Genomic DNA, 25,461 nt, shown 5'->3' on the forward strand with positions numbered 1-25,461 from the left:
ACCTTCGTCGCCTGCTCATATCTTTCGAAAGGATACCCTCGATGAAGTGCCTGCGCATATACGCCTCGCCGGACGGGGAATCTCATTTCGATGAGATTGATTTGCCGACCACTAAGCGGTCAGTGCATCCGGAAGCGGTTCCCTTTGATGTGACCGCCAGCTACCCAGCCTCTCGCGTGCGCATCACTCCCATCCCAGCGGGGATGCGAGAAGTGGCATGGCATAAGGTGCCGGAACCAGTTCTGACTGTAAGACTTGATGGCTCAGTTGAATACGAGACGAGTGACGGCGAAATACGACATGTCTCGGCTGGCAGCTTTGTGTTGGTCACTGACACACATGGCAAAGGCCATCTGTCACGTCACTCTCCGGAAGCGCAAACGGTAATCTGGATTTCATTACCCGGCGGACTTGAATTACCTCCCTCGCAATGATCTGCATTCGCACAGAAATGCGAGAAGCGCCCTCTCAGGCGCTTCTCTCAATCTTAGAATGTTCGCTGGAATTGTACCATGCCCTGCCAGGCATCATACCCGTTGAGAACGGATTTATTGTCACGCCACCGCACATAGGTAACTTCCGGTATGACCGTGAAGCCTGGAACAAGTTCGTAAGTGACATTCGCAGTTGCGGAGAAAGTGTTCGTGGCGTCGTAAGAAAGCTGGGCATTGACGACGGCCTTGTCAGTTAATTTGTAGGCGCCGCCACCCCACGCAGCCCAGTCTCCGCCCCATTGGCCGTAAAAGCTGCTCTTCGCGAGAACCTGACCGGCAATTTGCCCGTCGTCGCCCTTGACATCGATGTAACGGTCCTTGTTGGACTTGTAGCCGCCCATCGCCCATACCGAAAAACGGTCGGTAATATTCAGATTGCCGCGCAATTTGCCGGCCCATTCTTCATTGCGGGCATCGTAAGCGGCGACTCCGATCACCGCTCCCCAGTCCTTGGCATATTTCAGGCCACCGACGACGTGCGGTGTGTAATCGCTTATGGTGCCTTCAAAACCATATGCTTTATCCGTATCGCCATTGTTGCCCTGCTCCAGCGACAGGACCGCCGACAAGCCATTTTTGCCAGAATATGTGTAACTGATCAGACTCGTGCGATAGCCACCGGACAGGATCACGTCGTCATTGAGGACGTCGCCGAGAAAGCCGACGAAAGATGTGAATGCCGAATAGTCGAGCCCAATGCGAAGGCCGCCTAAGTCGATATAGCCGGTGCGCAGCGAGCCAGTGGAGGTGGAATCTTCACCATCCCCCCATTGAAAGCGCGCCTCTGCATAGGTTTTGAGCGTCCCAAGCTCCGTCTCGGATGCCGTGCTTGCACGCAGTGTGAAGCGAGTGGAGTTTTCCCAGGTGTCGCGCTGGCTCGGGCGGCTGAGATAAGGCGTTCCGTCCTTGTCTGTAAAACCACGAGCGTACACATCCTCGGCGCCCAGTATGCTGTAGCGGACATACCCATGAATCCGCAGGCATGTTTCAGTACCAGGAATATAGAAAAATCCTTTGCCGTAAGCGTCGCAGACCCGGACATATTGCGCCGCTTCCGGCTCCGGCGCGACTATCGCGTCAGCACTGTGGGCTGCTGAAACTCCATATGTGGTGGCGGCTGCGCTTATTATTAAAGAAGTAAATCTCATGACCCCTCACAATTAGTTAAAAAATTTAAAGAACTGATCGATATATCGACCAGATTGCAGAAGTATATAAAATAAAATTTGATTTCCATAATCGCAATTTGTATTTACTTAAATTTTGTATATATAAAACTGTTCTTTATGTATTTTGTAGCAATAATATATTGGCAATTACTTAAAATAGTAAGTCCTCCCACCTGCGGATACAGTGTTACCAGTTTGCGATCACTGTTCTGACCGCACCATTCCTGGAGGGTTTCATGTATCGTAGTTTCCTTGTTGCAGGCGTTTGCTGGTTCTCGTTAACGGGCCTGGCATCAGCCGAAACCGTACTCAATCGCGATAGTGGCAACGATCCGTCCACACTGGATCAGCATCATACAACGACGGTCTATGAAGCCGCTTTGCTGAATGATCTCTACGAGGGGCTTGTCACGGAAGATGCCAAGGGAGGTTTGACACCGGGTGTAGCGCAGTCCTGGGATATCTCCCCCGATGGACTGACCTACACGTTCCATCTGCGTGGCAATGCAAAATGGTCAAACGGAGACCCGGTCACTGCCGGAGATTTTGAATATTCATTACACCGCGTTATGGATCCCAAAACAGCCGCAGGTTATGCCAGCGTTCTTTATGTCATTAAAAACGCGAGAGAAATCAATACCGGCAAGCTGCCACTTGATCAGCTTGGCGTTGAAGCGCTGGATGATCATACGCTGAAAATCACCCTCGCCTCACCCACTCCATATTTCCTTTCACTGATGACCCATCAGACGACATTGCCACTGAACCGGAAGGCCGTGGAAAAATACGGCGAGAAGTTCACATGGGCCGGCAATATGGTGTCGAACGGCGCATATACGCTGGAGAGCTTCACGCCCAATGCGAAGATCGTCATGAAAAAGAATCCCTATTTCTGGAACGCCAAGACGGTCAAGATCGACGTGGTGAACTGGGTACCATTTGAAGAGCCGGCTTCGTGCATGCGACGGTTCGAGGCGGGAGAAATGGACATTTGCGGCACGGTTCCCGCCGAGCAAATGGATTACATCAAGTCCAGTCTGGGGCGAAATCTGCGCGTCGCCCCCTATTTCGGCACCTATTATTTGGCTGTCAAAGGCGAGCCGGACAGCAAGCTGCGCGACCCGCGTGTACGCGAGGCGATCTCGATGGCAATAGATCGCAAGTTTCTAGCTGAAAAAATCAGGCGGGGCATGATGTTGCCCGGCAATTCGCTGGTGCCCCCCGGCACCGAAAACTACGTCGCGAATGCACCTATGCTGGACTATAAGGATCAGGATATGCTCGACCGTGAAGACAGAGCGCGGGAGTTGCTGAAGGAGGCGGGCGTCACGCCTGGCAGCCTGTCGGTGAAGCTGCGTTACGCCACTTCGGTCAATAACAAGAATTCTATGATTGCCGTTGCGGATATGCTGAAAAATATCGGCATCGAAGCTGTGCAGGATGAGGTCGAAAGCACCACCTATTTCAACTATTTGCATGAAAAGGGCATGTATGATTTCGCCTATCAGGCCTGGATCGGCGATTATAACGACGCCTATTCCTTCCTGAGCCTGTTCACGACCGGCAATTATTTCAATACCTCCGATTGGTCGAACAAGGATTTTGATGCGCTGGTCAGGAAGTCGGAAACCATGACCGACGCCAAGGCACGGGCTGAAACACTTGCCCAGGCCGAGCGTATTCTGCTGAAGGAAGTTCCAATCATTCCCGTGCTCTATCCATCGTCGCAAGCGCTGGTATCTGAAAGGGTCGAAGGCTACACCGACAATCTGATGAATGCGCACGCAACCCGCTGGCTGTCGCTTAAGGACAAATAACGAAAACGGGTGGCGCACATGCCCCGCCCCTGCATGCCCTCTGCATGCCGCCGCGCACAAATCGCGAGGCGGCATGCAGAGAAGATTAGCAAAATTGATGCCGGCAGAACCGGAAGCTGGTCGTTAATCTTATTGAAAATCCCGTCTCGTGGCTTTATGCGAAAGCAATCTTCCATATTTTTCCATGGCAGAGACGTAATGAAATTTTGTTTGTCTGGCTTCGCAGGAAATCTGTTGCGCCGGGCCGACACTCGCATCGGAGGAGAGCCAGCATGGATTTCACCCTGACACGCCGTCAGACATTGATGGGACTTGGCGCGTTGGGCGTCAGTGCGGCTTTCGGCTCCCCTGCCCGCGCCGCGACGCGAAATCTGGCGGTGCTTCATCTGGCAAGCCATGCGCCGAGCTATATCGCGCATGAGCGCGGCTATTTCAAAGATGCCGGGCTTGATATCGAACTGAAATTCTTCGAAGCGGCCCAGCCCATGGCAGTCGCCATTGCTTCCGGCGATGCCGATTTTGGCGTGACTGCGATGAGCGGCGGCCTGATCAGCCTGGCCGACAAGGGCGCGATCAAGGTGATCGGCGGGGCGCTGGCAGAAGAAAAAGGCATCACCGGCAACATCATTCTGGCTTCCAACAAGGCCTATGAAGGCGGATTGACCGAACCGTCCAAGCTGGCGGGACACAGTTTCGGCATCACCACGGCGGGGTCGTCGTTCCATTTCATGGCGCACAAGATTGCCAAGGCCAACAATATCCCGCTGTCTGGAATCCAGTTGCGTCCATTGCAGAAGCTGGGTGCCGTGGTCGGCGCCCTGTCGACCGGGCAGATCGACGCCTGGGCGATCCAGCCCAATATCGCGAAGAAGCTGATCCGCGAGGGCGCTGCAAAGCAGATCGGTCTCGTCTCCGATTATGCGCCCGATTATCAGGTCACGACGGCTTTCACGTCGACCAGAAATGCGAGCGAAGAGCGCGCCATGACGGAAGCTTTCGTCAAAGCCTATTCCAGGGCAATCGACGATTATAATGCGGCCTTCGTCGACAACACGGCAGACGATGCGGCGCGCGACGACATCGCCAAGATCGTGCACAAATATGTCGAAAGCGACAGCCCTTTCGAGACTGCAAAGCAGAACCTGATTGACGGCGCGATGCGCATCAACAAGGGGCTTGCCCTGTCGCTCAACAGCTGCGTGGAACAGCTTGACTGGTTCCGGTCCGAAGGCATGGTCAAGGAAGCTGTCACGCAGGAAAAGCTGTTCGACACATCCTACGTCAAAACAATCTGAGACGGCCTCAGTCTGGCCGAGACTGAACATTCCGTGCCCGGCGCGTCATGTCGGGCACGAGGACTGGAGTTGAAATGGATTTACAACTGAAAAACATCAGCCATTTTTATGGTCCGGTCGAAGTTCTCAATGATATCTCGCTCACCATCCCGCAGGGGCAGATCGTCTGCCTGATTGGTCCTTCGGGCTGCGGAAAGTCCACGCTGCTGCGCTTCCTTGGCGGTCTCGAGCGCCCATCCTCGGGCGAAGTGCTGCAAATCGGCTCGCCGCCAGAGGATTCGCTCAATCCCCTCACCTATGTCTTCCAGCATTTTGCGCTGCTGCCCTGGCGCACGGTGGAAGGAAATATCAAGCTGGTGCTGGAGGATCACGGTCTTGGCCGGGCCGAAATGGACCGCATCGTCACCAATGTTCTGGAGCGCACCCGGCTTTCGGATTTTCGGCAGGCATTGCCGAAGCAGCTTTCGGGCGGCATGCGCCAGCGCGTGGCGATTGCGCGCGCTCTTTCGGTGCGCCCCGCCGTCATGCTGATGGATGAGCCCTTGTCGGCGCTCGACAGCCAGACGCGCGAACTGCTGATGGACGATCTGATCGCGCTGTGGACGCGCCAGCCATTCACCTCCGTCTATGTCACCCACAATCTCAACGAGGCCGTGCGGCTCGGTCATCGGGTCGTGGTGCTGTCGCGCAGGCCGGGACGGATCAGGCAGATTGTCGACATCGATATTCCCCTTTCCGAACGTCATCTCGGCGATCCCGTTCTTGAGGAAAAGCAGAAGCAGCTCTGGGAACTGATGCGGGCGGAAGCACAGGCAGCGGATCAGGAGTTGATCAATGGTTGAGACAGCAGACGTGAAACAGTCCGGCCAGACTGCCCGCCCAGTGCCTGTCCACCCGGTGCCTTTCCGGGGCGGCGGTTTCGCGCCCCAGCCGGTGCGCCATGTCGCCCTGATCCTGTTCGTGGCGCTGCTGGCGCTGGCGGAAATCGGAACCCGCAGCGGCTTCATCTCCAATCTGACATTGCCGCGCCCGTCTGCCGTGCTCGAAACCTTCGTCCAGCTCTGGCAGAGCGGTCTTTTGTGGCAACATCTGCTGCCGTCGCTGCGGCGGCTTGTCGTCGGCGCCAGCCTCGGCATCGCGGTTGGCGTCAGTCTCGGCGTGATGATCGGCCTGTTCAGCCATGTGCGGGCCGGTCTGGTGCCGCTTGTCGCCGCCCTCTTCCCGATCCCGAAGATCGCGCTTCTGCCGCTCTTCGTGATCTGGTTCGGCATTGATGAAATGTCGAAATATATGCTGATTGCCTTCGGCACTTTCACGCCGACCGTCGTCGCCACTTACGGCGCGGTCGATAATGTGGACCGTTCGCTCGTGCGCATGGGCCAGAGTTTCGGCCTCGGATGGTGGTCCATCGTGCGCAAGATCATCCTGCCGGGAGCATTCCCGGCGATCCTGTCGGGATTGCGCGTGTCGATCTCCATCGCCATCATTCTGCTGGTCGCTGCCGAAATGCTGGGCGCCCAGTTCGGCGTCGGTTCCTATATTCTGGAAGCCGGATCGCTCTACGATCTTGAAAAGCTGTTCGCCGGGGTGACGATCCTGTCGGTAATGGGGCTGATCGTCAATTTCGTCATCGGACAGATCGAGCGGCGCTTCCTGACCTGGCGCGGCTGATCGCAATAATATTTCGTATAGGCCAGTTTCTGTCGATAGAATGAAATGCGCCGCCTGCTTTTCGTTGCATGTTCTTGCCGGGACGTTATACGAAGGGACTCTATCGCAGATTTTTGCGCCTCACTTGTGCCAGGCAGGGTTATGCTCTTGTCTGCTCCCCCGTTCACGAGGCGCCACCCCGAGAGGAGCGGATCAATGAGCTGTTATGGCAAAGCGCATCGTCAGTTCACCGGATGTGACGCGCGATGAACGCCGAACCAAACCGCATCAAACCGGAAGGGACCGGCAAGGCGGCAATCGCGCTGAAAGATGTTCAGATTTCGTTCAAGCTGGCCGATGGCGGCCGTTTCGACGCCGTTGCCGAAAGCAATCTGGAAGTTGCAGAAAACGAATTCGTGGCGATTGTCGGCCCGACCGGCTGCGGAAAATCCACATTGCTCAATGCCGTTGCCGGGCTTCTGGTGTCGGCCGGCGGCACCGTTGAAGTCAGCGGCCAGCGGTTGCAGGGCCTCAATCGCAAGGCGGGCTATCTCTTCCAGCAGGATGCCCTGATGCCGTGGAAGACGGTGCTGGACAATGTCGCCATCGGGCTGGAAATCGCCGGCACGCCGAAGGCGAAGGCGCGCGAACAGGCCCGCGAATGGCTTGGCCGCGTCGGCCTTGCAAGTTTCGGCGACCGTTACCCGCATATGCTCTCGGGCGGCCAGCGCAAGCGTGTGGGCCTGGCGCAGGTGCTGATCCGCAATCCGAAATATCTGCTGATGGACGAGCCTTTCGGCCCGCTCGATGCGCAGACGCGCGTCATCATGGGCGATCTTCTGCTTGATCTCTGGTCGCAGGACAGGAAGGCGGTCATGTTCGTGACCCACGATCTGGAAGAGGCCATTGCGCTGGCGGATCGCGTCGTCATTATGTCCGCCGGGCCGCGCGCCCGCATCATGGCGGAATACAGGATTCCCCTCGCCCGCCCGCGCGAGATTTCCGAAATTCGCCTCGACGACAAGTTTCACGAAATCCATCGCGAAATATGGAGTGCGCTCAAGGAAGAGGTTCTCAAAGGCTATCAGCAGACGAGCGGGGAAAAGAAATGAAAAAGCCGATGCTGTTTCTGGCGCAGCTCGCCGTCGCTGTCGCCGTCATTCTGGTCTGGCATGTCTTTACCGACACGCATCTACTGGGCAATCCGGCCAAGGCAAAATTCTTCTTCGCCACGCCGGGCGATGTGGCGCAGCGCATCTATAAATGGTTTGCCGATGGAACGATCTGGTATCACCTCGGCATCACGCTGCTTGAAGCCATGCTGGCCTTTGCCATCGGGGCCATCGGCGGCGTGCTGATCGGGTTCTGGTTTGCCCGCAAGCCCCTGCTCGCCGCGATTTTCGATCCCTATGTGAAGGCCGCCAACTCGCTGCCGCGTGTCGTGCTGGCGCCGATCTTCGCGCTGTGGCTCGGCCTCGGCATCTGGTCGAAGGTGGCGCTCGGCGTTTCGCTGGTTTTCTTCATCGTCTTCTTCAACGTCTATCAGGGCGTGAAGGAAGTGAACCAGACCGTACTCGCCAATGCGCGCATGCTCGGCATGAACGAGCGCCAGCTCCTGCGCAATGTCTACCTGCCATCCGCGCTGTCATGGATGTTCTCAAGTCTGCATACGGCTGTCGGCTTTGCCGTCGTCGGCGCGGTGGTCGGCGAATATCTGGGTTCGTCGGCGGGTCTCGGCTACCTGATCCATCAGGCGGAAGGCGTGTTCGATGTCACCGGCGTCTTTGCCGGCATGCTGGTGCTGACAGCATTCGTGCTGGTGATCGACTGGATCGTGTCCATCGTCGAGGAGCGCCTGCTTGTCTGGCGCCCGAAAGCTGCCGGACACAACGGTTAAGAGAATTCAAGGAGGAAACCATGAGGACAACACGTAGAGATATATTGCTGGGCGCCGCCGCCTTCGGGCTTGCGGGTATTGCCTCGCGCCTGCCTGCCTTTGCGCAGGATGCATCTGCGACGCCGGAAAAGCCGGAGCTGATGTTCGGTGTTGGTGGCAAGCCGCTCTTCTATTACCTTCCTCTCACCATTGCGGAGCGCAAGGGCTTCTTCGAGGAAGAAGGCATCAAGGCCACCATCAATGATTTTGGTGGCGGCGCAAAGTCCCTGCAGGCGCTGATCGGCGGTTCGGTCGATGTCGTTACCGGCGCATACGAACACACCATTCGCATGCAGAACAAGGGACAGGACATCAAGGCCGTCTGCGAGCTTGGCCGTTTTCCGGGCATCTGCATCGGCGTGCGGAAGGACCTTGCCAGCGAGATCAAGACAATTGCCGATCTCAAGGGCCAAAACGTCGGTGTCACGGCGCCCGGCTCGTCAACGTCGCTCCTGCTGCAATACGCGCTCATCAAGAACGGTCTGGCAGCAGATGCCGCTTCGATCATCGGTGTCGGCGGCGGCGCAAGCGCGGTTGCGGCCATCAAGAAGGGCGAAATCGCTGCCCTCGTCCATCTTGATCCGGTCATCACCCGGCTGGAAGTGGATGGCGACATCACGCTGCTTCTGGATACCCGCACCGAAGAAGGCACCCGCCAGCTTTTCGGCGGCACCAATCCGGCTGCCACCGTCTATGTGCAGCAGAGCTTCATCGATGCCAATCCGATAACGACACAGCGCGTCGTCAACGCTTTCATCAAGTCGCTGAACTGGATTCACAAGGCTTCTGCCGACGAAGTGGCAGACGCCGTGCCGGAGGAATATCTGCTGGGCGACCGCGCGCTTTACAAGACCGGCTTCGAGAAATCCCGCGCCATGTATTCCGACAAGGGTCTTATTGCGGAAGACGGCTTCAAGAGCCTGTATGAGATGCTGAAAGCCCTCGATCCGGAACTGGCAAATGCCGATATTTCCTTTGCGCAGACCTTCGATCCGCGCTTCGTGCAAGCCGCAAAGGTGTAATGCGCCTTCGGGCAGGGTGATCCCCTGCCCTTTGCAACGCCGTTGACAAAAGCTCAAAACCGGCTTTTGGCAAAGCGCTCCTGCAACCACTGCGCGGCGGGCCCCTGCCGTCGCCGCTTGTTCCAGATAAGCTCCAGCGCGACCGGATGCGCGCCTTCATCGAATTGCAGCTTGGGCATGACGAGTTGCGGCGCCAGCGGTGAGTCCTGCAGGATATGTTCGGGAATGAACGCCCAGCCGATCCCCCGCGTGAGGATTTGCAGGATGACCCAGTGGCTTTCCACCCACCAGACCTCCGCGCCGACCCGCAGGCGGCGGCTTTCGGCCGTATCGCTGTGCTTCCGGGCCATGATCTGGCGAAACGATCTCAAATCTTCCCAACTGACTGCGGTATGCGCCAGCGGATGCTCACGCCCGCAAACCAGCACCAGCGGCACCCAGCCGATGGTGTGGAAGCCCAGTTCATCCGGCATGTTTTCAGCCCGCCACATGACGCCGAGGTCTGCCCTGCCCTCAAGCACAAGACCGCTTATGGCGGTTGAGGACGGAAATTTCAGCTCTAGTTCGACGTGCGGAAATTCTTGCGCAAAGGCCGAAAACAGCGTCGCGATAGCCGGTTCAGGATAAAGTTCGTCAATTGCGACCACAAGGCGGCTTTCAACATGGTCGCCAAAGTTCCGGGCGACGGAAACCAGATGTTCACGCCGGGCAAGCAGCAGCCGCGCTTCGGGAAGCAGCCGTATGCCCGCCTCCGTCAGCACCGGATTGCGGGAAGCGCGGCTGAACAGCTTGACGTCGAGATCGTCCTCCAGCGAGGCGACCAGAACGCTCACGGCAGACTGCGCCTTGCGCAAATGCCGCGCGGCAGCTGAGAATGAGCCGTGGTCCGCAGAGGCCACAAAAGCTTCAAGTTGCTCCAGTTCGACGCTCATCTATCGCAAATCCAGATAGTATCTAACTTTTCTTATCGGTAGAATAAGATAGAAGCACGCGCATTAACAACAGGGATTAAAGGAAATGCGCAGTTTTATGGACCGTGTCCGCCACGCAATGATGTTTGAAATCATCGGTCTGGCGATCTTCATACCCGGTTCCGCCTTCATTCTGGACAAGCCAGCCGCAGACATGGGCGTTATCGGCATTGTTTCGGCGACGACCGCCACCGTGTGGAATTTTCTGTTCAATCTGGGCTTCGACAAGGCGATGCTGCGTTTCACCGGCAGCGTCCGCAAGAGCATGATTGTCCGGGTGCTGCACGCGATCCTTTTCGAAGGCGGGTTGATCGTACTCCTGATCCCGTTCATCGCCTGGTATCTGGGAATCTCGCTGGTTACCGCCCTTGTGATGGATATCGCGATTGTCGTCTTCTATCTGGTCTATGCATTTGTGTTCAACATCGCATATGACAAGCTGTTCCCGCTGCCGGTCGGTCAGACCGCGCACGCGGTTTGACCTCTCGTCAACAGGGGGCGCGGCGTTTGCGCAAGTTGGCCTGCCGCTGCTCCCAGGCGATCAGCAGCAGGCTTGCCAGCACGATCAGGAATGCACCGGCAAAAACATTTGTTGCCGGCACTTCCGCCCAGATCAGGTAGCCATAGATAAAGGCCCAGATCAGCCCGCTATATTCCACAGGCGCAAGCGCCGAGGCGGGTGCATGGCGAAACCCCTCGTAAAGAAGGAACTGGCCGAGCGTTGACACCAGCCCGAGGCAGATCATCAGAAGCCAGCCTGAAAGGTCAGGCTCCTGCCATGTCCATGGAAAGGACAGCGCGCAGGCCAGACCGAACAGCAGGCTGGTGGCATACATCTGCGTCATCGTGGTTTCGCTGCGGCTGACGAGCCGGATCAGGATCGTGCTCCATGCCCAGCAGAAGCCCGCAACGATGCACATGGCGGCGGGTATGAGATTGGGCGAATGGGTTGGATTCGCAGCCACAGTCACGCCAATGAAACCGATTGCGCAGGCGATCCACCGCCCCGGCCCGATCTTTTCTTTGAGAACGAGGATCGACAGGAACATGACCATGATCGGCGCGGAGAAATAGAGCGTGGTCAGTTCTGCCAGTTCCAGATGGCGCGCCGCATTGTAGAACAGCAACCATGCGCCGAGCATCAACACCGCGCGGAGCACGATGGTATTGCGATAAGGGCTTTTGAAAATCGATGGATGACGGCGATACCGTATCAGCACGCCGGTAATGAGCACGATCACCAGGCTGCGCATGAACAAAATCTGCGGCACCTGATAGGTTGCGACGAGCCATTTCACCATCGCATCCTGAAGGGCGAAACAAGCGTAGCCGCCACAAGCAAGGGCGATGCCTGCGAGCGGTCTTGAACTGACTGACCCGGTGTTCATGCGTTCCCCGATCCGGCCCCGGAATCCCTGTTGCGGGATGGACCACGAACGCTGAATTTGCAGGACTGGAGCGCGTAAGCAAGAGGCTGATATATGACGGCCGACGACGGCAGCGCCGATGTAGCCGGAATGCAACAAACCCGAAGTCGGAACGCGCCGCGTTGGGACCTTCACTCCCTTGGCCGTATGAAACCGGTCACGCCAGCGCCGGTTTCGGTCACAACGCCCGCAAATTCATGGCTAGCGACCGAAGGCGAGCGGCTGGTCTACTGGCCGGTCATGAAATTATGCAGGTCGGAGCCGCAAATCCTTCGCCGCATAAAGCCGGGCCGCTTTCATTGTGCCACCTTCCTCAGAGATAGTTTTTACGGATTTCCGACACGGCACGGCGAAAAGCTCTGGTCGGGGCAGACTGGGGTGCTTATTCGGCCCGGCTTGCCACGATTCAGGGCCGTTTCAGTTTGAAAGCAGGTTTCGGGAGGCAGCTTTCCAATCTCGTGCTAGAAAGCTTTTATGAAAGACCTTTTCGACCAGATTGAACCGCGTGAAATTCTTGCGCCCGGAGCCATGCTTTTGCGCGGCTTTGCGCTTTCCGCCGAGGAAGCTGTTCTGAAAGCGGTCGCAGATGTTTCTGCCGCCGCACCCTTTCGGCATATGACGACTCCCGGCGGCTATCGCATGTCGGTCGCGATGACGAATTGCGGTGATTTCGGCTGGGTTACGGACCGAACCGGCTATCGGTACAGCGCCGATGATCCGCAAACCGGCCTGCCCTGGCCTGCCATGCCGGATGCCTTTCGCGCGCTTGCCCAAACTGCCGCCAGAGAAGCCGGCTATCCTGATTTCGAGCCGGATGCCTGCCTCATCAATCGTTACGAACCGGGGGCGAAACTTTCACTGCATCAGGACAAGGACGAACAGGATTTCAACAATCCGATTGTTTCCGTGTCGCTTGGCCTGCCCGCGACTTTCCAGTTCGGCGGATTGAAGCGAACCGACCCGATCGCAAAATATATCCTGCACCATGGCGACGTGGTTGTGTGGGGCGGACCGTCGCGCCTCTTCTACCACGGCATACTTGCCTTGAAGCGCGGCGAGCATGAAAAACTGGGTCCGTTTCGCTTCAATCTGACGTTCAGAAAATCGCGCTGATTGGTCGTAAAACGCGATTTTTTGGACAGAAGACGTAATAAACCGCTGTTCAATTGCGGCGAACGCCCGTTCTTTTTGTGGCTATTTCATGGCAAATGGATTTTGTGATCAGTCCAGCGCCTTTTGTCGCGTCTCCACATTGATGAAGAAAGCGATAATTCCGGCCAGCGCCAGAAGCCCCGCAAACAGTGCTACCGCTACATAAAAGCTTTGGCTGATGACGAGCGCCAGCGCAGATGGCGCAAGCAGGCCGCCAAGGCGGGCCATCGCGCCTGCCGCTCCCATGCCGCTGGCGCGCAGTGCTGTCGGATAAAGTTCCGGCGTGAAAGCATAGAGCGCGCCCCATGTGCCGAGCAGCGCAAAGCTCATGATGAGAATGGATGCGCCCACGACCGCCGAACTGTCGGCGACGGTAAAGAGAGCGCAGGCAGCAGCGCTGATGAACAGGAAGGCGATCAGGGTCTTCTTGCGTCCCCATGCCTCGACGCCATAGGCGGCAAGGGCGTAGCCCGGCAATTGCGCCAGCGCGACCACGACGAGGAAGCCGTAGCCACGGACGAAGCCGAAACCGTCACCGGCGAGCTTTGCCGGAATCCAGGTGAAAATGCCGTAATAGGACACCGAAACCAGAAACCAGATCGCCAGTGTCGTCAGCGTGCGCTGGCGCAGATTGGGTGAAAGCAGCTTGTCATTCGTCACCATGAGCGGCGCTTCGAGCCGAGCTTTCGGCGGCAATTCCGGTTTGCCGTTGCGGCGAAGCACGCGGTTCATCACCGACTTGGCTTCTTCCGGGCGCCCCGATTTAAGAAGATGCATCGGGGATTCCGGCACCCACAGGCGCAGCCAGATGCCGATAAGAGCCGGTGCTGCGGTGACGATGAAGATATAGCGCCACGCATCCTCGACGCCCGCAAGGCTCGTCGCCCAGGCGGCAAGCGCGATGACAACAGTGCCGACCGCCCAGAAACCCTCAAGCATGACCAGCCAGCGGCCGCGATTTTTGGCAGGCAGGAATTCTGCCATCATCGCATAGTCGACAGGCAATGTGCCGCCGACTGCAATACCCGTCATGAAGCGCAGGGCAAGCAGCATGCCAAAATTTGGCGCGAACGCCGAAAGCAGCCCGAACACCGCGTCGCAGGCGACGGTAATCAGAAGCACGCGGCGGCGACCGTATTTGTCGGCCAGCCTTCCGAAAACGGCGGCACCGATCAGCATGCCGAGGAAGAACAGCGTGCCGGTCTGCAACGCCTGCGGAACGGTCAGTCCGAACGTCTTTGCGATGGCCGCGCCGGTAAAGCCGACGGCCAGCACCTGCATGGCATCTGCGGCCCAGACAAGCCCGAACACCCCCAGAAGACCGCGTTGGAATGCGCCTGTACCCGCCTGATCAAGCGTCTGTTCGATGGTAACTTTCATGCCGCGATATGTTCCCCTACTGCCGGCTGAAGATGTGCGTGCCTTTTACAGCGCTGACGGCGGGGCGCTGTCAATCGCCCTTTTTGGAAATAGCCTTATCTTTTGCCTGCAAATATTCCCAGAAGCTTTCGGCATGGGCCGGAAGTGCTGCATCGTGACGGTAAATTCGGATCTCCACCGTAAAATCCCAATAGGGATCCGCAGAGGCCGGTACGAGTTCGCCGCGTTGCAACTCATCATAAATGAGGCTCTCGGGCAGCCATGCCATGCCCCAGCCCGCAAGCGCCATGGCCTTGAGGCCGATCGACATGGTGTTCTCGTGAACGACCTGGCGCTTGAAAGCGGTGCCGGAGGCAAATTTCTGCGACAAGGCAGCGCCGAAAAAGGAAAAATCGCCGTAGCTCAGATATGGCAGCGGCTCGCCGCTGGCGATTGCGTGATCCAGGACGGGACCCGTCGAAGAAGGACGCGAGACCGGCATCAGCCGTTCCGTGCCGAGCACGATATAGGGAAATTGCGTGCGGTCGATCAGGATCGGCACCGAACTATGCGCATAGGTCAGGAAGAAATGCACCTCTCCTTCCGTCAGCGTCGCGATATTGTCTTCGAAGCCGCCGCGATCCGGACTGAGCAGGGAGCGGATGCCCCCGACATCATCCTCGATATGTTTCAGCCAGTGCGGAAAGAACGTAACCGTCAGCGTGTGCAGGGCCGAAAATGTCAGAACGGGGTTTTGTACCTCACGGCTTGGCTGCAATGCCTTGCGTGTATTGTAGAACTGGCGAACCGTATCCTGCGCGACCGGAAGGAAGGTTTTCCCCTCACGGGTAAGCTCCGCCGGAAAGGTCGCGCGATTGACGAGCGTTACGCCCAGCCAGAGCTCAAGCTGCTTGATGCGGCGGGAAAACGCTGATTGCGTTACGTGACGCGCATCCGCCGCTCGCGAGAAACTTGACGTTGCCGCCAGCGCGATGAAATCTTCCAGCCATTTCAGTTCCATTGGGTGGACCTTCTCTAGGGGAGTAGGGGAATAAGGGAATAGGTGAGTAGGAGATGAAGAGCCGGTTTGCAGCCCGACATACTCCCTTACTCACCTATTCCCCTACTCCCTTATCCCTTATGCAATTTCTGCATAGTGATTGCAAAACATAGCATTGGCAGCTCCAAAGGTTTTTTCCTACCGTCCGGCCCAATCAATCACACAGATGTCCGAGGACGTGTTTTGGCCAGGGTAATTTATTTGAATGGCGCTTTCGTCGCTGAGAACGAAGCAAAAGTGTCGGTATTCGATCGCGGCTTTCTTTTTGGCGACGGAATTTACGAAGTCAGCGCTGTCATCGATGGCCGCCTTGTCGATAATGAGCTTCATCTTGCCCGTCTGGAGCGTTCCGTCAAGGAACTCGGAATACCGCTGCCTGCTTCGCTTGACGATATTCGCGCGGCACAGATCGAGCTGATGAAACGCAACGAACTGCATGAAGGCGTCGTCTATATGCAGGTGACGCGCGGCGAAGCCGAGCGCGATTTCGTCTATGCCGACGACATCAAGCCGAACTTCGTCATGTTCACGCAGGCCAAGAACCTTGCCAACTCGCCATCCGTACAGAACGGCGTGCGTGTGGATGTGGCGCCGGATACGCGCTGGGCGCGCCGCGACATCAAGACCGTCATGCTTCTGGCGCAGGTGCTGGCCAAGAAGCAGGCGAAAGCCAAGGGTTTCCACGAGGTCTGGCTAGTCGAAGACGGCTTCGTCACCGAAGGCGGCTCTTCAACGGCCTTCATCATCACCAATGACAATGTGCTGGTAACGCGTCCGAATTCGCACTCCATCCTGCCCGGTTGCACGCGCCGCGCCGTCATCAAGATCGCTGAAGAACAGAACCTGCGCATTGAAGAGCGCCTGTTCACGGTCGATGAGGCGAAGGCTGCGAAGGAAGCTTTCCTCACGAGCGCATCGAGCTTCGTGACGCCGATCATCGGCATTCAGGATCACACGGTCTCCGACGGCAAGCCTGGGCCACTCACCCGCCGTCTGCAGGAGATCTACATGGACATGGCTCGCACGGGAGCGGAGCCGGTATTTCAACCTTAACCTCAAAAAATGAAAGCAAGAGGGGACAATGACAATAAAAAGACTACTGAAACAGACAGCCTATGGTGCACTTTTTGCCAGCGCGGCAGCGCTGGCAGGTGCGGGAGCCGCATCGGCAGCCACTGAAGGTTATGGCGATTGCCCGCTGACCGGCGAAAAAGGCTCGGCCAAGATCAACCCAGCCGTTGAAGGCCAGTTCACCGTCATCATCAACCTGCCTGCCCTTGGCCAGTTCAACGGCGATACGCCGGATACCATCAAGGACGGCTACGAGTTCTGCATGGCGGTCAACATTGCGCATCGTCTGGGCCTCGACAAGGTGAAGCTGGTCAATGCCTCGTTCGATTCCATCGTTGCCGGTCAGAACAAGGATTACGACATCGCGCTTGCGCTGATCTCGGTTACGGAACCGCGCAAGAAGGTCGTGGATTTTTCCGCTCCTTACATGAATTCGGATTACGGCGTCGCCGCCCGTGCCGACAAGCCGGTTGCGGAAGCAGACATGAAGACCGGGAAAGTCGGAACGCAGGCCGGTACGACTCTGGTTCCGTTCGCGCAGGACACGCTGAAGGTTGCAAGCCTCGATGTGTTCGACGATACGGCTTCCATGTTCACCGCCCTTGCCGCAGGCAAGGTTGACGCCGTGATGACCGATCTCTCGATCATTCTGGGACAGGTGCAGAATTCCAACGGAAAGCTGGCGGTTGTCGGCAAGTATGAGTCCGGCGGTCAGACCGCAGGCATCTATCCGAAGGGTTCTGAAAACAAGAAGGTCATCGATCAGCTGATCGAGGACATGGAAAAGGACGGCACGCTGAAGAAGCTTGAAGCCGCCTATCTGCTTCCTTCGTGGGGCACGTCGCCTTCCGACGTTCCGCTCTGGAAGCCTTGATCTGACGGTTTTCGGATCGCAACCGCAGTGCCGGTTGCGATCCGGACCGACCGTTTCCCCATCTGTTTCAGTGAGAATAAACCATGTCTTATCCGGCACCGGATGCAAGCGCGGAACGCGCGCGGCAATGGCGTGTCCGAAACAAGGTTCGCACCCATGGCGGTCGTTCCCTGTTCGCTTTCGTCTTTTCCTTCTTCACCCTTCTGGCTGCGGGCCAGACAGTCTATAGCGTTTCGGCCTATACGATCTCGCAGGGCTGGCCCGAACTGCCCGTCGTGGCGATTGGCGCGGCGCTGCTGCTAGCGCCGCTTGCTGTTCTGTGGTTTGCCTGGCGCGCCTTGCAGATTTCAGGCGACTCCGGGAAAAGCGCGGACATTTACCGCGGACGCGAGCTTGGCGCAAAAGCCTCCGATCTCTCCTGGCAGGTGATTTCCTACGCCGTTGCCGTTCTCATCATCTGCGCCGGCGCATGGTTCATGATCGTCAATGACGCAGCCGTCAGCCGAACCTTCTTCGACATCAGCCTGATCGTCAAATCGGCGGGCACGGTGCTGAAAGCCTTCGGCACGAATATCTTCATATTCTTTGTATCTGCCATCCTGATCCTCGTCTGGGCGCTCGTCATCGCCATTGCACGCACTCTGCCGGGCAAGGCTGGCAAGCCGATCCGCGTGCTTGCGACGCTCTACAGCGATCTGTTTCGCGGGCTTCCAGCCATCATCACCATCTATCTCATCGGTTTCGGCCTGCCGCTGACCGGCCTGCCGATCCTGAAGGACCTGTCCTCCAACGCCTATGCCATTATCGCGCTGACGCTGACTTATGGCGCCTATACGTCCGAAGTCTATCGCGCGGGCATTGAAAGCGTGCATCCAAGCCAGATTGCGGCCGCGCGCTCGCTCGGCCTCTCCTATGCGCGCACCATGCGCTATGTGGTTGTGCCGCTTGCCGTGCGCGGCATAATTCCGCCGCTGATGAACAATTGCATCAGCTTGCAGAAGGACACCGCCCTCGTCGCCATCATCGGCACCATCGATGCCTTCAACCAGTCGAAGATCATCGCCGCGAACTACTTCAACCTGTCGGCTGTCACCACCGTCGCCATACTGTTCATCGTCATCACCATTCCGCAGGCCCGCTTCGTCGATCGCCTGATCGAACGGGATCGCAGAAAAATGCGCTCGAGCATGTAAGGGGACGGACAATGGCACTCGTAGAAATCGACAAGGCATATAAGCGCTATGGCGCGCTGGAAGTCCTGTCCGGCATCAGCCTGAACATCGAGGAACATCAGGTCGTTTGCCTGATCGGGCCTTCCGGCTGCGGCAAGTCCACATTGCTGCGCTGCATCAATCGGCTTGAAACCATCGACGAAGGCGAAATCCGCCTGCATGGAGACCGCGTCACCGGACCGGGCGTGGACCTCGACATATTGCGTCGCGAGATCGGCATCGTGTTTCAGGGATATAATCTGTTTCCGCATATGACGGTGATGGAAAATGTCACGCTGGGGCCGACAAAGGTGCTGGGCATGCCCGTGAAGGAAGCCGAGGAAAAAGGCCTGGCGCTGCTCGCGCGCATCGGGCTTGACCACAAGGCGAAGGAATATCCTGACCGCCTGTCCGGCGGACAGCAGCAGCGTGTCGCCATCGTGCGCGCACTTCTGATGGACCCGACGCTGCTTTTGCTTGACGAGATCACCTCGGCGCTTGATCCCGAACTGGTTTCGGAAGTGCTCGACATCGTGCGCGACCTCGCCAAAAAGGGCATGACCATGGTTCTCGCCACGCATGAAATGGGTTTTGCCCGCGAGGTTGCGGACAAGGTCTGTTTCCTGCAAAACGGCAAGGTCTATGAAGAAGGCCCGCCATCGCAGATTTTCGGCAATCCGCAAGGCGAGCGCACGCAGGCTTTCCTCAAACGCATTATCGAGGCCGGGCGTCTCTGACGCCCCGCCCCCAACTTCTGACCCGGAATGACCATGACAGGCAAGGCACGCGACTACGGCATCATCTGCGGCATCATGCAGCCGGGCGAACAAAACGCCATCACCGATGTGCCGGGCGTGCGCGTGGGGCACCGCACCTTGCGCCACGGCGACATCAATACCGGCGTGACGGCGATCATCCCCCATGACGGCAACATGTATCGCCGCAAGGTGCTGGCCGCCTGCGATGTCATCAATGGTTTTGGCAAAAGCACCGGTCTTGTGCAGGTTGAGGAACTGGGAACGCTGGAAACGCCGATCCTGCTCACCAATACGTTTGGCGTTGGAACCTGCGCCAATGCGCTGATCCGCGAAGCGATTGCGGGCAACCCCGATATCGGGCGCACGACGGCCACCGTCAATCCGGTGGTTCTGGAATGCAATGACGGCCCGCTCAACGATATTCAGGCCATGGCCGTCACGGAAGCCGACGCGCAGGAAGCCTTGAAGATCGCCGGAGCAACCGTGGGCGAAGGCAATGTCGGTGCGGGCACCGGCATGAGCTGTTTCGGCTTCAAGGGCGGCATCGGCACATCCTCGCGCCAGTTCGAACTGGATGGCAAAACCCATCACCTCGGCGTTCTGGCGCTGACCAATTTCGGGCGGGCGGGCGATCTGGTTCTTCCAGACGGGCGCAGGCCTTCGCCAAAAGCAGACGACCAGCCCGAAAAAGGCTCGGTCATTCTGGTGCTGGCCACCGATGTTCCGATGGAGCATCGTCAGCTGAAGCGCGTGACGCGCCGCTGCGGCGCGGGACTGGCGCGTCTTGGGGCGTTCTGGGGCCATGGCAGCGGCGATATTGCTATCGGCTTCTCGACGGCGGTGACGTTCGATCATGACGAAGAACGTGATGTGGTCGGGATCGCGGTGCTGAATGAAAATCGCATAGACACGCTTTTCCGCGCAGCGGCTGAGGCCACGCAGGAAGCCGTTCTCAACTCCATGTGCATGGCCGAACCAATGCGCGGGCGCGCTGCAAACCGCCGCTCGCTGGCCGACTGGCTGGAACGCGCCTGAAGGGGCAGATTCCGACAAGTGGAAAAGTTTTTGCCGCAGTGAACGCTGACAGGCTCTAGACACGATCTTGATATTTTCTGTGCATTGCCACATTTGACTTCGATCATTCGCTGATGATCGGGAAAGAAGGATGACATTATGCCCGCAAACCGCGACTCGGCGCGACCCATGGCACGCTCCCACTACCTTGGACTGCCTAGGCACAACCGTTGCAGGTATAAGGGCGCTTCGTTTTCGAAGCAGTCATATGCTGAATCGATGACAGCTCGGAAATTTCAGGACCAGCTTTTTGACGATATCACTTGTTCGCCTGACTGTACTAGGAAGCATCCTCCCGTTGCTGGCGGCATGCGTCACCGTTGGTCCCGATTATCAGAAGCCGACTGTGCTGACGCCTGCCGGATGGAACAGCAGGGCTGAAAGCCGCGCCCCGCAGCTGGGCGACTGGTGGAAGAACCTGAAAGACCCGGTTCTGGATCAACTCATTGCGGATGGGATCGCGGGCAGCCCGGATGTGGCGTCCGCGAAGGCGAAGGTGCGGCAAGCCCGCGCCAACTTCACCTCTGCCGGAGGCGTGCTCTATCCAAAGCTGGACGGAAGCAGCAAATACACGCGCTCCGACAGTGACAACACGCTTGCCTCCAATCAATCGAGCATGGGCTTCAATACCACATGGGAGCTCGATCTTTTCGGCGGCAACAAGCGTGGTGTGGATGCCGCCTATTACAACGTAGAATCCGCCAATGAACAGTTGCGGGCGGCGCTCGTCACATTGATCGGCGATATTGCAACCAATTATGCCAATTTGCGCGGCGTGCAGGCCAGTATTGCCATCGCGCAGCGCAACGCCGCATCCCAGTGGCAGACCGTGGCGCTGACGCGCAGCCAGCTGGAAGCCGGAAATATTTCCCAGGTCGATCTGTTGAGCGCGGAGACGCAGGCCGCGACAACGGAATCGCAGATACCGGGGCTGCGGATCAGCTACGCCCAGTATCTCAACCAGTTGGCCGTTCTGACGGGCCGGTCGTCTTCGGCGCTGGCTGGCGTTCTGGACAAGTCGGGCCCGGTTCCGGCGATCCCGCGCAAGGTTAGCGCTGGCCTGCCCGCCGATTTGCTGCTGAGCCGTCCGGATGTGCGCGCAGCGGAACGCGATTATGCAAGTTCGACCGCCAGCGTTGGCCAGAAACAGGCCCTGCTCTATCCAAGTGTTTCGCTCACCGGCAACATCAATACGGGCGGCGCCAATTTCGGTGATCTTGGCAAGCTGTCGACGATCAGCTGGGCCTTCGGCCCAAGCCTGAGTGTCCCGATCTTTCAGGGCGGCCAGCTGAAAGCCGATGTCGAGGCGGCGCGAGCCGCGCGCGACCAGTCATTTATTGCTTATCGCAAGTCCATTCTGACAGCGCTCAGCGAAGTCGAGAACGCGAGCGTTTCGCTCAACCAGAACCGGCTGCGGGCGGCCCAGTTGCAGAAAATTGTCAGCAACAGCCGCAAGATCAACGAACTCACGCTTGAGCAATATCGTGCGGGCACAAAGAGCTTTGTGGATGTATTGACCGCACAGCGCGATCTTCTGAGCGCGGAAACCAATCTCAATCAGGCCCGAACCGATCTCGTCCTGAATTATGTCGCCCTGCAAAAAGCATTGGGCGGCGGCTGGAATGGCAGCATCGATGTTGCGAAGCCCGAGGTGGTCGACGGTCATACAGGTCCGCGCATCGTCAAGGCTAGGCCGCTTCCTCCGCTGACAACCGATAAGAGGCCACTATGAAACCCACATCGAAACGCCGTTTTCGCTGGCGCCTGTGGCTGGCCGTCCTTATCGCATTGCTGATCGCAGGGTACTTCGTCTTTCGTTTCCTGACCAAAGAGGAACCCCTGCCCGCCACGACCCTCATCAAGCGCGGCGACATCGAAAGTTCGGTTCTTGCCACGGGCACGTTGCGGCCGAAAAATCTGGTGGCCATCGGCGCGCAGGCAACCGGCCGCATTCTCTCCCTGAAGGTGAAACCCGGCCAGCAGATCAAGGCGGGCGAGGTCGTTGCCCTGATCGACTCGACCAACCAGCAGAACGAGCTGAACAAGGCCGAAGCTTCGCTTCGCCAGAATGAGGCCACGCGGGCCCAGTATCTCGCCGATCTGGAACTAGCCAGACTGGATCTGGCGCGAAACCAGATGATGATCGGCAAGAACGCTGTCGCGCGAGCGGACTACGACAAGGCGGCCAGCGCCGTGAAGTCGAAGGAAGCACAGGTCGCCAACAGCGAAGCTGCAATTGCCGCGGCAAAGGTTGAAGTCCGGATCGCCGAGACCAATCTGGCCTATACGCGCATCACCGCGCCGATCGATGGAACGATCCTCGCCACGGTGGCGCAGGAAGGCCAGACCGTCAATGCGCAGCAAAGTGCGCCGACGATTGCCATCCTCGGCCAGCTCGACGCGATGACGGTCGAGGCGGACATTTCGGAAGCCGACATTACCCAGGTTCGTGAGGGAATGCCGCTTTATTTCACCATATCCGGACAGAACCAGAGGCGCTACGAGGCAAAGCTGGAAAAAATCGAGCCGGCTCCGGATTCCGTCGTCAGCGACAAGAGCTTCACGGCGACGTCGGTGAGTTCTTCCAGCACCGCGACCGCTTCCGCAATTTATTACAAGGGTATTTTCACCGTTCCCAATCCGGATGGCCTGCTCAGGACCTACATGACAGCGGAGGTTCATGTAGTGCTGGCAAAGGCAACGAACGTATTGATCGTGCCTGTGACGGCTCTGAAGGAAACGGGTGAACCCGGCAAGGCACAGGTTCGTGTCGTCACTGGCGAACACAGGATCGAAGACCGCACTGTCGAAACCGGAATTACTGACAAGGTCAATATTGAAATCCGTTCGGGCCTGAACGAGGGGGACAAGGTCGTAACCGACAATCAGGCTTCACCGGCTGCCCCGGCTGGTGTCTGACATGAGTGACGCCCCGCTCCCGCTGATCTCGCTCAAGGGCGTTTCCCGGCATTATCCGTCGGGGGATGATTTCACCACGGTTCTGAACCATGTGAACCTGACCATCGAGCGCGGCGAGATGGTGGCGATCATCGGTGCGTCCGGTTCGGGCAAATCCACGCTGATGAACATTCTCGGCTGTCTCGACCGTCCGTCGGAGGGCGAGTATCTGATTTCCGGGCGCGCAACATCGGACCTTGAAGCGGATGAACTGGCCCAGCTGCGGCGCGAGCATTTCGGGTTCATCTTCCAGCGCTATCATCTGCTCGGCGAGCTGGATGCCGTGGGCAATGTCGAGATCCCGGCCATTTACGCGGGCCAGAAAAAAGAACAACGGCGCCTGAAGGCTCAAATGATCCTGCAGCGGCTCGGCATGGGGGAGCGCACCCATCATCGCCCGAGCCAACTCTCCGGCGGCCAGCAGCAGCGCGTCTCCATCGCTCGTGCTCTCATCAACGATGCAGATGTCATTCTGGCAGACGAACCGACCGGTGCTCTCGACAGCCACAGCGGCGAGGAAGTTCTCGGCATCCTTCAGGAACTCAACCGCGAAGGGCGCACCATCGTCATTGTCACCCATGATCGGCAGGTCGCCGCAAGGGCGCAGCGCATCATCGAAATCCGCGACGGCGAAATCATATCGGATACGAGAAACGGCGAGGCCGGGCGGCCAGCGACGTCCGTGCCGGTCAAGCAGCCCCCTGCCCGGCCGAGGCTTATCGCCGGGATACGCGACCGCTTCAACGAGGCTTTCGCGATGGCGCTCCGCTCTATGAATGCGCATCGGCTCCGCACTTTTCTGACCATGCTTGGCATTATCATTGGCACGGCATCGGTTGTCTGCGTGGTGGCGCTGGGACAAGGTTCGCAAAAGCAGATACTTGAACAGATCAGCGATCTTGGCACCAATACGCTCTATATCAGCCCCGGCAGAGGCTTTGGCGACCTGAAAGCCGCACAGATCACGACGCTCAACCTTGGCGACGCCACCGAGATTGCGAAACTGCCTTATGTCATGGCGGCGACTCCATCCGATTCCAAAAGTTCGACAATCCGGGTCGACGACAAGGAAGTCAGTGTTTCGGTGAGCGGTGTTGGCGCGGAATATTTCGTCACGCGCAACAGCAAGCTGCTCGAGGGCCGCTTTTTCGATAAACGCAACGTCGATGATCTGGCACAGGTGGCTGTGGTGGACGACACTGCACGGACGACCCTCTTTCCCCATGAGGCGGGTTCCATCATCGGCAAGATCATTCTTCTGAATAAGATGCCGGTGCGGATCGTCGGCGTGGTCAAGGCGGAGGAACGAGGACCGGGAGGCGCGCAGACGCTTGAAGTCTTCGTGCCTTATACGACGATGCAGACACGCATGACCGGCTCCCGCTCATTGCAGATGATCCTCGTGCGGGTCGCGGACACAATGGACCCTGCGGAAGCTGAGAAGCTGATTACCGCCTTTTTGACCAAGAGACACGGCGAAAAGGATTTCTCCATATTCAACACCGATAGCTTGCAGAAGACGATTGAGGCCACGACCGCGATGCTTGCCCTTCTCGTCTCCAGCATTGCAGGCATATCGCTTTTCGTCGGCGGCATTGGCGTGATGAACATCATGCTCGTGGCTGTTTCCGAAAGAATCAACGAGATCGGCGTCCGCATGGCAATCGGTGCACGCCAGAGCGACATTCTGCAGCAATTCCTGATCGAAGCGATTCTGGTCTGTTTGATTGGCGGCGTTCTCGGCGTGCTCATCGCTGCCGGATTCGGCGTGCTGTTCGCTCAGTTCAATTCAATGTTCCAGCTCATCTATTCACCGGCTTCCATCGTGGTGGCGCTTGTCTGTTCAAGCCTGATCGGCATCGGTTTCGGCTTTATTCCGGCCCGCAATGCCTCCAAACTCGACCCCGTGGTGGCGCTCGCCCGGGACTGACGGGTGAGTCTACTCCGCGTGAACCGGCATTTACCTTCGGGATGCGCCGAATAGCAAAATTAACAGGCCATACCGCTACCTGTAATTGTTTCCATTCGAATAAATCAATGTAAGAAACTTCTTTAACAATCTGTTATTGTTTACTTTTGCGCTGCAACCGATGGTAATGCCGACCACGATCCGCTTCCAGTGGGCGCTATTTGGTTGCAAGAAATTTCTGTCTTTTGGGGTGT

General features: G+C 57.9%; 23 protein-coding genes. 18 read left to right on the forward strand and 5 right to left on the reverse strand.

From position 1 onward, the window contains the following. The first annotated feature begins 41 nt into the window (after positions 1–41). Entirely contained in the window at positions 42–434 is a 393-nt protein-coding gene (locus tag AC0TNJ_RS19000; protein WP_473772047.1) for a cupin domain-containing protein, read from the forward strand. Between the two features lie 53 nt (positions 435–487). On the opposite strand, the gene AC0TNJ_RS19005 is transcribed toward AC0TNJ_RS19000, so the two are convergent. Continuing rightward, a complete protein-coding gene (locus AC0TNJ_RS19005) occupies positions 488–1,642 on the reverse strand; it encodes a porin (protein ID WP_473772048.1) in 1,155 nt (384 codons plus the stop codon). A 257-nt stretch (positions 1,643–1,899) separates the two neighbouring features. Here AC0TNJ_RS19005 and AC0TNJ_RS19010 point away from each other — a divergent pair, with 257 nt between their 5' ends. The 7 genes from AC0TNJ_RS19010 (at position 1,900) to AC0TNJ_RS19040 (ending at position 9,383) form a co-directional block, all read left to right on the forward strand. Further along, the gene (locus tag AC0TNJ_RS19010) at positions 1,900–3,480 is read left to right on the forward strand and encodes a peptide ABC transporter substrate-binding protein (RefSeq protein ID WP_473772049.1); all 1,581 of its coding nucleotides are present in this window, start codon (positions 1,900–1,902) and stop codon (positions 3,478–3,480) included. 272 nt (positions 3,481–3,752) lie between these two features. Continuing rightward, a complete protein-coding gene (locus tag AC0TNJ_RS19015; protein ID WP_473772050.1) occupies positions 3,753–4,775 on the forward strand; it encodes an ABC transporter substrate-binding protein in 1,023 nt (340 codons plus the stop codon). A 74-nt stretch (positions 4,776–4,849) separates the two neighbouring features. Further along, complete coding sequence (locus AC0TNJ_RS19020; RefSeq protein WP_473772051.1) at positions 4,850–5,617, forward strand: ABC transporter ATP-binding protein; 768 nt, start codon at positions 4,850–4,852, stop codon at positions 5,615–5,617. Next, positions 5,610–6,446 carry an ABC transporter permease gene (locus AC0TNJ_RS19025; protein WP_473772052.1) on the forward strand — a complete coding sequence of 279 codons (837 nt, stop codon included), beginning with the start codon at positions 5,610–5,612 and terminating at the stop codon, positions 6,444–6,446. The genes AC0TNJ_RS19020 and AC0TNJ_RS19025 overlap by 8 nt, the downstream gene beginning before the upstream one ends. A gap of 245 nt (positions 6,447–6,691) precedes the next feature. After that, entirely contained in the window at positions 6,692–7,537 is an 846-nt protein-coding gene (locus AC0TNJ_RS19030; protein ID WP_473772053.1) for an ABC transporter ATP-binding protein, read from the forward strand. Beyond that, positions 7,534–8,322, forward strand: a complete 789-nt coding sequence (locus tag AC0TNJ_RS19035; protein ID WP_122002390.1) for an ABC transporter permease — start codon at positions 7,534–7,536, stop codon at positions 8,320–8,322. Before AC0TNJ_RS19030 ends, AC0TNJ_RS19035 begins: the two co-directional genes overlap by 4 nt. A 20-nt stretch (positions 8,323–8,342) precedes the next feature. Next, positions 8,343–9,383: an ABC transporter substrate-binding protein gene (locus AC0TNJ_RS19040; protein WP_473772054.1), complete on the forward strand. Its 1,041-nt coding sequence runs from the start codon at positions 8,343–8,345 to the stop codon at positions 9,381–9,383. 53 nt (positions 9,384–9,436) lie between these two features. Here the strand turns inward: AC0TNJ_RS19040 and AC0TNJ_RS19045 are convergent, their stop codons facing one another. Beyond that, positions 9,437–10,315, reverse strand: coding sequence for a LysR family transcriptional regulator (locus AC0TNJ_RS19045; RefSeq protein ID WP_122002388.1), 879 nt, complete (start codon positions 10,313–10,315; stop codon positions 9,437–9,439). 85 nt (positions 10,316–10,400) lie between these two features. Here AC0TNJ_RS19045 and AC0TNJ_RS19050 point away from each other — a divergent pair, with 85 nt between their 5' ends. Then, positions 10,401–10,835, forward strand: a complete 435-nt coding sequence (locus tag AC0TNJ_RS19050; RefSeq protein WP_473772055.1) for a PACE efflux transporter — start codon at positions 10,401–10,403, stop codon at positions 10,833–10,835. Between the two features lie 7 nt (positions 10,836–10,842). Here the strand turns inward: AC0TNJ_RS19050 and AC0TNJ_RS19055 are convergent, their stop codons facing one another. Continuing rightward, complete coding sequence (locus tag AC0TNJ_RS19055; RefSeq protein WP_473772056.1) at positions 10,843–11,742, reverse strand: DMT family transporter; 900 nt, start codon at positions 11,740–11,742, stop codon at positions 10,843–10,845. Positions 11,743–12,255: 513 nt separating this feature from the next. On the opposite strand from AC0TNJ_RS19055, the gene alkB reads away from it, so the two are divergent. After that, complete coding sequence (alkB, locus tag AC0TNJ_RS19060; protein ID WP_473772057.1) at positions 12,256–12,894, forward strand: DNA oxidative demethylase AlkB; 639 nt, start codon at positions 12,256–12,258, stop codon at positions 12,892–12,894. Positions 12,895–13,002: 108 nt separating this feature from the next. Here the strand turns inward: alkB and AC0TNJ_RS19065 are convergent, their stop codons facing one another. Continuing rightward, a complete protein-coding gene (locus AC0TNJ_RS19065; RefSeq protein ID WP_473772058.1) occupies positions 13,003–14,313 on the reverse strand; it encodes an MFS transporter in 1,311 nt (436 codons plus the stop codon). 70 nt (positions 14,314–14,383) lie between these two features. Continuing rightward, positions 14,384–15,313 carry a LysR family transcriptional regulator gene (locus tag AC0TNJ_RS19070; protein WP_473772059.1) on the reverse strand — a complete coding sequence of 310 codons (930 nt, stop codon included), beginning with the start codon at positions 15,311–15,313 and terminating at the stop codon, positions 14,384–14,386. 222 nt (positions 15,314–15,535) lie between these two features. On the opposite strand from AC0TNJ_RS19070, the gene AC0TNJ_RS19075 reads away from it, so the two are divergent. From AC0TNJ_RS19075 to AC0TNJ_RS19110, 8 genes are all read left to right on the forward strand, one after another. Next, positions 15,536–16,405, forward strand: a complete 870-nt coding sequence (locus tag AC0TNJ_RS19075; RefSeq protein ID WP_122002382.1) for a D-amino-acid transaminase — start codon at positions 15,536–15,538, stop codon at positions 16,403–16,405. Positions 16,406–16,433: 28 nt separating this feature from the next. Further along, positions 16,434–17,297 (forward strand): ABC transporter substrate-binding protein, encoded by an 864-nt coding sequence (locus tag AC0TNJ_RS19080; RefSeq protein ID WP_473769349.1) that lies wholly within the window; start codon positions 16,434–16,436, stop codon positions 17,295–17,297. A gap of 83 nt (positions 17,298–17,380) precedes the next feature. Next, positions 17,381–18,490, forward strand: a complete 1,110-nt coding sequence (locus AC0TNJ_RS19085) for an amino acid ABC transporter permease (protein ID WP_473772060.1) — start codon at positions 17,381–17,383, stop codon at positions 18,488–18,490. 11 nt (positions 18,491–18,501) lie between these two features. Beyond that, entirely contained in the window at positions 18,502–19,245 is a 744-nt protein-coding gene (locus AC0TNJ_RS19090) for an amino acid ABC transporter ATP-binding protein (RefSeq protein ID WP_121981516.1), read from the forward strand. Positions 19,246–19,278: 33 nt separating this feature from the next. Then, positions 19,279–20,301 carry a DmpA family aminopeptidase gene (locus AC0TNJ_RS19095; protein WP_473772061.1) on the forward strand — a complete coding sequence of 341 codons (1,023 nt, stop codon included), beginning with the start codon at positions 19,279–19,281 and terminating at the stop codon, positions 20,299–20,301. A 289-nt stretch (positions 20,302–20,590) separates the two neighbouring features. Further along, positions 20,591–22,072 carry an efflux transporter outer membrane subunit gene (locus AC0TNJ_RS19100; protein WP_473772062.1) on the forward strand — a complete coding sequence of 494 codons (1,482 nt, stop codon included), beginning with the start codon at positions 20,591–20,593 and terminating at the stop codon, positions 22,070–22,072. Beyond that, a complete protein-coding gene (locus AC0TNJ_RS19105; RefSeq protein WP_122002377.1) occupies positions 22,069–23,259 on the forward strand; it encodes an efflux RND transporter periplasmic adaptor subunit in 1,191 nt (396 codons plus the stop codon). The genes AC0TNJ_RS19100 and AC0TNJ_RS19105 overlap by 4 nt, the downstream gene beginning before the upstream one ends. Position 23,260: 1 nt before the next feature. Then, positions 23,261–25,228 carry a MacB family efflux pump subunit gene (locus tag AC0TNJ_RS19110; protein WP_473772063.1) on the forward strand — a complete coding sequence of 656 codons (1,968 nt, stop codon included), beginning with the start codon at positions 23,261–23,263 and terminating at the stop codon, positions 25,226–25,228. Positions 25,229–25,461 lie beyond the last annotated feature (233 nt).

Source organism: Ochrobactrum sp. PL_is483 (assembly GCF_055816855.1).

Bases quoted from the DNA above. Each gene is read 5' to 3' on its own strand.
- AC0TNJ_RS19000 (WP_473772047.1), top strand. From the start codon at position 42: ATGAAGTGCCTGCGCATATACGCCTCGCCGGACGGGGAATCTCATTTC.
- AC0TNJ_RS19005 (WP_473772048.1), bottom strand. From the start codon at position 1,642: ATGAGATTTACTTCTTTAATAATAAGCGCAGCCGCCACCACATATGGA.
- AC0TNJ_RS19010 (WP_473772049.1), top strand. From the start codon at position 1,900: ATGTATCGTAGTTTCCTTGTTGCAGGCGTTTGCTGGTTCTCGTTAACG.
- AC0TNJ_RS19015 (WP_473772050.1), top strand. From the start codon at position 3,753: ATGGATTTCACCCTGACACGCCGTCAGACATTGATGGGACTTGGCGCG.
- AC0TNJ_RS19020 (WP_473772051.1), top strand. From the start codon at position 4,850: ATGGATTTACAACTGAAAAACATCAGCCATTTTTATGGTCCGGTCGAA.
- AC0TNJ_RS19025 (WP_473772052.1), top strand. From the start codon at position 5,610: ATGGTTGAGACAGCAGACGTGAAACAGTCCGGCCAGACTGCCCGCCCA.
- AC0TNJ_RS19030 (WP_473772053.1), top strand. From the start codon at position 6,692: ATGAACGCCGAACCAAACCGCATCAAACCGGAAGGGACCGGCAAGGCG.
- AC0TNJ_RS19035 (WP_122002390.1), top strand. From the start codon at position 7,534: ATGAAAAAGCCGATGCTGTTTCTGGCGCAGCTCGCCGTCGCTGTCGCC.
- AC0TNJ_RS19040 (WP_473772054.1), top strand. From the start codon at position 8,343: ATGAGGACAACACGTAGAGATATATTGCTGGGCGCCGCCGCCTTCGGG.
- AC0TNJ_RS19045 (WP_122002388.1), bottom strand. From the start codon at position 10,315: ATGAGCGTCGAACTGGAGCAACTTGAAGCTTTTGTGGCCTCTGCGGAC.
- AC0TNJ_RS19050 (WP_473772055.1), top strand. From the start codon at position 10,401: ATGCGCAGTTTTATGGACCGTGTCCGCCACGCAATGATGTTTGAAATC.
- AC0TNJ_RS19055 (WP_473772056.1), bottom strand. From the start codon at position 11,742: ATGAACACCGGGTCAGTCAGTTCAAGACCGCTCGCAGGCATCGCCCTT.
- alkB (WP_473772057.1), top strand. From the start codon at position 12,256: ATGAAAGACCTTTTCGACCAGATTGAACCGCGTGAAATTCTTGCGCCC.
- AC0TNJ_RS19065 (WP_473772058.1), bottom strand. From the start codon at position 14,313: ATGAAAGTTACCATCGAACAGACGCTTGATCAGGCGGGTACAGGCGCA.
- AC0TNJ_RS19070 (WP_473772059.1), bottom strand. From the start codon at position 15,313: ATGGAACTGAAATGGCTGGAAGATTTCATCGCGCTGGCGGCAACGTCA.
- AC0TNJ_RS19080 (WP_473769349.1), top strand. From the start codon at position 16,434: ATGACAATAAAAAGACTACTGAAACAGACAGCCTATGGTGCACTTTTT.
- AC0TNJ_RS19085 (WP_473772060.1), top strand. From the start codon at position 17,381: ATGTCTTATCCGGCACCGGATGCAAGCGCGGAACGCGCGCGGCAATGG.
- AC0TNJ_RS19090 (WP_121981516.1), top strand. From the start codon at position 18,502: ATGGCACTCGTAGAAATCGACAAGGCATATAAGCGCTATGGCGCGCTG.
- AC0TNJ_RS19095 (WP_473772061.1), top strand. From the start codon at position 19,279: ATGACAGGCAAGGCACGCGACTACGGCATCATCTGCGGCATCATGCAG.
- AC0TNJ_RS19105 (WP_122002377.1), top strand. From the start codon at position 22,069: ATGAAACCCACATCGAAACGCCGTTTTCGCTGGCGCCTGTGGCTGGCC.
- AC0TNJ_RS19110 (WP_473772063.1), top strand. From the start codon at position 23,261: ATGAGTGACGCCCCGCTCCCGCTGATCTCGCTCAAGGGCGTTTCCCGG.